Here is a 5,075-nt window from a genome sequence, read left to right as displayed (position 1 = left end):
TGACGGCGAAGGATGATGGAAGAAAATTATGTCGCCAGGTCTTGCTGCTCCCAGATCCCTACCCTTAAATACCATACTACTACGAACCAGGTTGTAAGCATCGGCAAAGTAAGTGAAGGCTCCGTCGTTGCTTATGAAGATTCTGTTTCTCAGTATCGGGATATCTGGGTAGTTATACTCTCTAACGTCCGGAATCTTTCGCAGATCAATTCCAGTCTTCTCACGCCACAGATCATAGTCTACGGCTGTCTCGGAAAACCACTCTTCGTCGTGCGTCTTAAGAGCTTCTCTGGCGGCGAATCTGATCAGCCCGCTACAATCTCTTTCTTCGGATTTCCAGTTATTTGAGAACTCAATAACCTGGTAGGCAGCAATGTTCACAAACCATGCTCTGAAGTTCTCGGCGTCTTCACAGTCAAGCACCAGTTTATCAGGGAAACCGTCGGAATTACTGTCAACGAAATCATTGAACTCCAAGGAAAGGGTTTTGCTGGCTCTGAACAGGCCCTTGAAATCAACAACAATGACCGCATTCTTGTCATCAGCGCAGAAAGAATATGTCACGAGATCAGAATCGCTGTAGAAACTTTCTAGTGTTGCACCCCTTACATATGAAAGAGTAGATCTTTCATAGGTGGATTTGGGGACTGAAATGGAAAAAGACTCACCCCTTCTTACATCTGACGTCTGCACTCTTATGTTCGAGTAGTCGTCTTTGAAGTTCAGAAAGGTTGCAGATAGAACAACAGTAGTCAAGATTACCAGGAAAAGATAAGCAATGTTCATTCTCATAGACTAATCTCCTCACAGAACCGCTAGACTAGCTTACCACCTGTAAGACTTCCGAGTGATGATTTTGTTCGACTCTCCACAAGTTCATCTTACAGATCTCTAATTCATACGATTCTCCAAGAACATAGGATAGTTAGGCCTGTCGATCTGCTATCATATGAGGAGAAGATTAACCTGGGGGTGAAGCTTTGTCGAGAAGAAATTTCATCTTTCTTTTGCTTTCGCTGATTTCATTATCTATCCTTACTTCCGGATGCATTAACTATGTGCTGGCCAGACCGGAGAGTGTCCTAACCAAACTGGAGCGCGAAATAAACAGAGCCAAGGAAGACAGAATTATTGAACTCTACTCAGAAGAGGTGTGGGTGGCTACTCCGGGTAATCCCTCCGGCAGAATTCTTCCGAAGCACAGCCTTGCCTCTTTCTACTCGGACTTTTTCGAGCTCTACGAAGACATAAGTATAGAACTGCACTCTGAAGAAACCCTTAGAGATTCTCTGGAAGCAACCATGACGGTCTCTTTTACACTCGAGTATTCTTACGAAGGAAAGAGGTATTACGACATCGGAGAGGGAAGTATTCTGTTATCGGGAATAGATAATCATTGGCAGATTTGTGGGGAAAGAAACAATCCGATACTGAGCCTTTTCGAACCTGCAGAGATGTAAGATTCAAACTTAAAGGAAGGCTCTCGGCAATTACGGTTCCACCGCTGAATCTCATTCTGTTCTGGGACTGTTAGTGGGATACATCGAGAACTGTAACGATAGATGCACCATTATTTGGGAAATGAAGAAGCCTCATCTAGTGCGTTTTTGACCGCCGCAACGATAGACTCGCTTGGGGTTGTAGCTCCAGTAACCAAATCAACATCGGGACTCTGTGCTTCAAGTACTCTATCCGCAGTTCCTTAAGCTCTTATGTCATATCTATCCGATTGATTCTTGAGTATTCGTATTTCGATTATTCTCTACTGGAATCTATCACCTCCAGACTTATACATCCTTCACTTACGGCAAAGACTCCATCAACCATGTTTGGAAATGCTCCTGACTTCTCATTCATCGATTCTCGAAGTCTGCTTGCCTGAGAGTCGGAAATTGTCCCGATGATCGTAGCTGCAGATACCAAGAATAGCAAGAAACTAACTGCATATTTCATTCTTACCTTCCAGACTAAGTAAATTTCACTGAATCTACTATCTGTTGGATAAAGAGTGGTGGAATTTCCACAAAGAAATATTCAGATTAAGGTTGTCCGGATTAGTTGGCTTGACAAGAAAAGTTGAAAGAGATCTGGCAGCATAACGAAATTTCATACTGCGGCCGAATTTGAAGTTATTATCCCGATGACATCGTCGTACAGGAGTTTTGTTGCTCCCTTGCCCATCATTACACTCTTGTCGATCTTCTTCAGTGAGTGTATCACCGTTGAGTGCTGTTTCCCGGTTTCACGCGCTATTTCAGTTACTTGCTTACCAAAATGATTCTTCAGAATGTACATAGTTAACTGCCTCGCAAGAACAATGTCCTTGCTCCTGCTCCCCGATTCGATTTCTTTCTTAGTAACCTTCATCGTCTTCTCAATAGCGGAGTAGATCTGGTCAATCGGTCTCTGGAATGCTGGAACGTTTATCGAGCCAGTGAAAGACTGGAGAATCTGGGTTGCCAGAGATAGATCTATCTGTGATCTAAAGACACTACTGTGTACAATCAGTTTTATAATTGCTCCACGCAATCTTCTGAGGTTACCATCGATGTTGTCCGCGAGAACTTTGGCAACATCATCCGGGAGAGATACGGATTCCCTTTGAGCAAGCTGCTTGGCAATATGAAACCTGGTAGATGGGCGGGGTTCTTGAATTGACATCAGCATTCCCATCTGGAACCTTGACTTAAGCCTGCTGTGGAATGTCTCTAACTCCTCGGGATTTCTGTCGGAGCAGATTATCAACTGTTTCCCCGAATCGTGAAGTTCATTGAAGGAATGGAAAAACTCATTCTGGACACCTTTCTTGCCTATTAGAAACTGAATATCGTCTATCAGAAGGATATCGGATTTCTTCCTGTAATGATCTCTGAACTTCTGAATGTTGTTCTCTTTTATCGACTGAATCATGTCGTTCATGAACTGTTCGCTTGTTATGTAGAGAACCTTCTTGTCAGGAAAGTTGCTCATGGTCTCCTGAGCTATTGCCTGCAGAAGATGAGTCTTTCCCAATCCCACTCCCCCATAGACAAAGAAGGATTATACTTCCCCGGATTCTGGGTTACGTCCAGCGCCACTTCATAGAGGGCTTTGTTTTCACTTCCCACAACGAAGTTACTGAACGTATACTCTGGATTTAGATTTGAAATCATCAGAGGCTTTCTCTTCAACAGAGAACCGGATATCTGGTCGCTGGTCGAATCTACAGAGGGAGTCTCCTTGTTCTTGTACACAATTTCAAAAGAGACTCGCCTGCCGAGAATCTCGGCTATAGAATCGGAAATGACAGCTCCATATTTTGTCTGAAGCCAGTCCTTGATGAACAGGTTGGCGACCGAGAAAACGACCCTTTCATCTTCGACTGCCTTCAACTCAAATGTGGAGAACCAGTTGTCCCACGTTTTCTTTGAGACCTTCTTCTTCAAAGTGCTTATAATAGAATTAGACACAACGACCTCCACGGAATAATGCTATAACCCTGAAGCGAACCGCAAAATAGGAAATATTTACAATAAATCTTTCCGAAGCAATTACTACTATATCAGACTTAACACTCAGAAAAAATAGACAAATTTTGTGTTCCACTATAGAAAGGGGCAGATCATTTGTCTGCCCCTACATGTGAACGTTAAGAATTGGAAACTATTCTACTTTTATTGCCTGAACTGGACAGGAGTCTGCAGCATCCTGAGCACAAGCCGCTTCCGTCTCGGGAACAATAACCTCGGCCTTTCCATCATCATTCATTTTGAAAACCTCGGGACAGATTCCCTCGCAAACTCCACATCCAATACAAGTATCTTTGTCCACGTAAACCTTCAACGTTTACACCTCCACCAGAAAAATCATGTGAATTATATCATGCTCTTGCATTCTTCTACGATAATCTTGGCCATTTCAAGGCCAACCCTTTTCTGACCTTCAGTCGTGCTTGCTCCAACATGAGGAACACATATCACATTACCCAACCCGATCAATTTCCTTCTAAGTTCGTCAGAGGGGGGCTCTACTTCAAAAACATCCAGGGCAGCTCCGGAAACCTTTCCAGAAACTAACCCGTTATATAGGGCCTGCTCATCTATCGTTCCCCCTCGCTTGTGTTAATGATGATAACGCCGTCTTTCATCGCTGAGATCTCTTTTTCACCAACAATGTGTTTCGTTTCGGCTGTTAAAGGAATGTGGAGCGAGATGACATCTGATTTATCGAATAGAGAATCCAGTGAAGAAACAAGTTCAATTTCCATCTCGGTTTCCTTCACAAATGGATCATAAGCACAGACATTCATTCCAAAAGCAATAGCCCTCTTCGCGACTTCTCGGCCTATTGCCCCAAATCCTATAAGACCAATCGTCTTGCCGAATATCTCTGTACCTTTCAGTTCCTTCTTTTCCCACTTCCCTTCCTTGATGCCGTACGTACCTCTTGGAATGTGCCTTACAAGGCTTAGAAGCAAACCGAAAGTGAGTTCGGCCACCGAGATGGCGTTGGCTCCGGGTGTGTTTCTAACCATTATGTTGTGCCTTTTCGCAGCCTCAACGTCAACATTGTCCAGTCCAACTCCGGCCCTTGCAATCAACTTTAGCTTCTTTCCTGCATCGATCACCTCAGAGGTTACCTTCGTTGCACTTCTCACGACCAAGATCTCTATTTCGGGCATCTTCTTAAGCAACTCATCTTTATCTAGATGCTCAGCAGTTATCTCGAAAAGCTTGCTGTCCTCAAGGATCTTCATTGCATCCTTGTCGAGAGGATCGTTAGCGTGTAGTCTAAGCATCAAGCGCCCTCCTTCTCGAAAATCTCCATAGCAACTCTTGCTCCGGTTCCGTACTCCACCTTGAACCCTAGCCTTCTGAGGACTTTCTCGAGAGATGTCAGGGCAATAATGACATCGTAGTCCGACATATACCCGAGGTGGGCTATCCTGAAGATATTTCCTTTCATCGAACCCTGTCCGCCGGCTATCGTTACTCCATATTCGTCTCTCATTATGGAGACTATTTTGCCTCCGTCGACACCTTCAGGCACCTTGACAGAAGTAAGCACATTTCCCGGCCTCTTGGAGAAAAGCTCCA

4 protein-coding genes and 4 pseudogenes are annotated in these 5,075 nt (G+C 44.1%); 1 reads left to right on the top strand and 7 read right to left on the bottom strand.

The window, feature by feature from the left end; all coding sequences use genetic code 11:
• On the bottom strand, nt 1-792 hold a 792-nt coding region (locus tag BG32_RS11250; RefSeq protein WP_121526843.1), incomplete at its 3' end, for a DUF1175 family protein.
• 188 nt (nt 793-980) lie between these two features.
• Here BG32_RS11250 and BG32_RS11245 point away from each other — a divergent pair.
• Entirely contained in the window at nt 981-1,460 is a 480-nt protein-coding gene (locus tag BG32_RS11245) for a hypothetical protein (protein WP_006487421.1), read from the top strand.
• A 110-nt stretch (nt 1,461-1,570) separates the two neighbouring features.
• Here BG32_RS11245 and BG32_RS17165 read toward each other — a convergent pair.
• From BG32_RS17165 to BG32_RS11215, 6 genes and pseudogenes are all read right to left on the bottom strand, one after another.
• Nucleotides 1,571-1,675 (bottom strand): annotated as a pseudogene (locus tag BG32_RS17165) (FMN-binding protein); the annotation flags it as partial.
• Between the two features lie 80 nt (nt 1,676-1,755).
• Nucleotides 1,756-1,953, bottom strand: coding sequence for a hypothetical protein (locus tag BG32_RS11235; RefSeq protein ID WP_006487419.1), 198 nt, complete (start codon nt 1,951-1,953; stop codon nt 1,756-1,758).
• A 156-nt stretch (nt 1,954-2,109) separates the two neighbouring features.
• Nucleotides 2,110-3,399 (bottom strand): annotated as a pseudogene (locus BG32_RS11230) (DnaA N-terminal domain-containing protein); the annotation flags it as partial.
• Between the two features lie 243 nt (nt 3,400-3,642).
• The gene (locus BG32_RS11225) at nt 3,643-3,822 is read right to left on the bottom strand and encodes a ferredoxin (RefSeq protein ID WP_006487411.1); all 180 of its coding nucleotides are present in this window, start codon (nt 3,820-3,822) and stop codon (nt 3,643-3,645) included.
• A 32-nt stretch (nt 3,823-3,854) separates the two neighbouring features.
• Nucleotides 3,855-4,777: pseudogene (locus BG32_RS11220) on the bottom strand (hydroxyacid dehydrogenase).
• A pseudogene (locus tag BG32_RS11215) lies at nt 4,777-5,075 on the bottom strand (alanine--glyoxylate aminotransferase family protein); the annotation flags it as partial. The pseudogenes BG32_RS11220 and BG32_RS11215, both read right to left, overlap by 1 nt.

This window comes from Mesotoga sp. HF07.pep.5.2.highcov, from assembly GCF_003666285.1.
In the GTDB taxonomy this organism is placed as follows: Bacteria; Thermotogota; Thermotogae; order Petrotogales; family Kosmotogaceae; genus Mesotoga; species Mesotoga prima.
Note: the sequence above shows the minus strand (reverse complement) of the source record. Positions and strands in the feature narration are given on the sequence as shown.

Coding starts and splice junctions, on each gene's coding strand:
- BG32_RS11235 (WP_006487419.1), bottom strand. CDS start 1,953: ATGAAATATGCAGTTAGTTTCTTGCTATTCTTGGTATCTGCAGCTACG.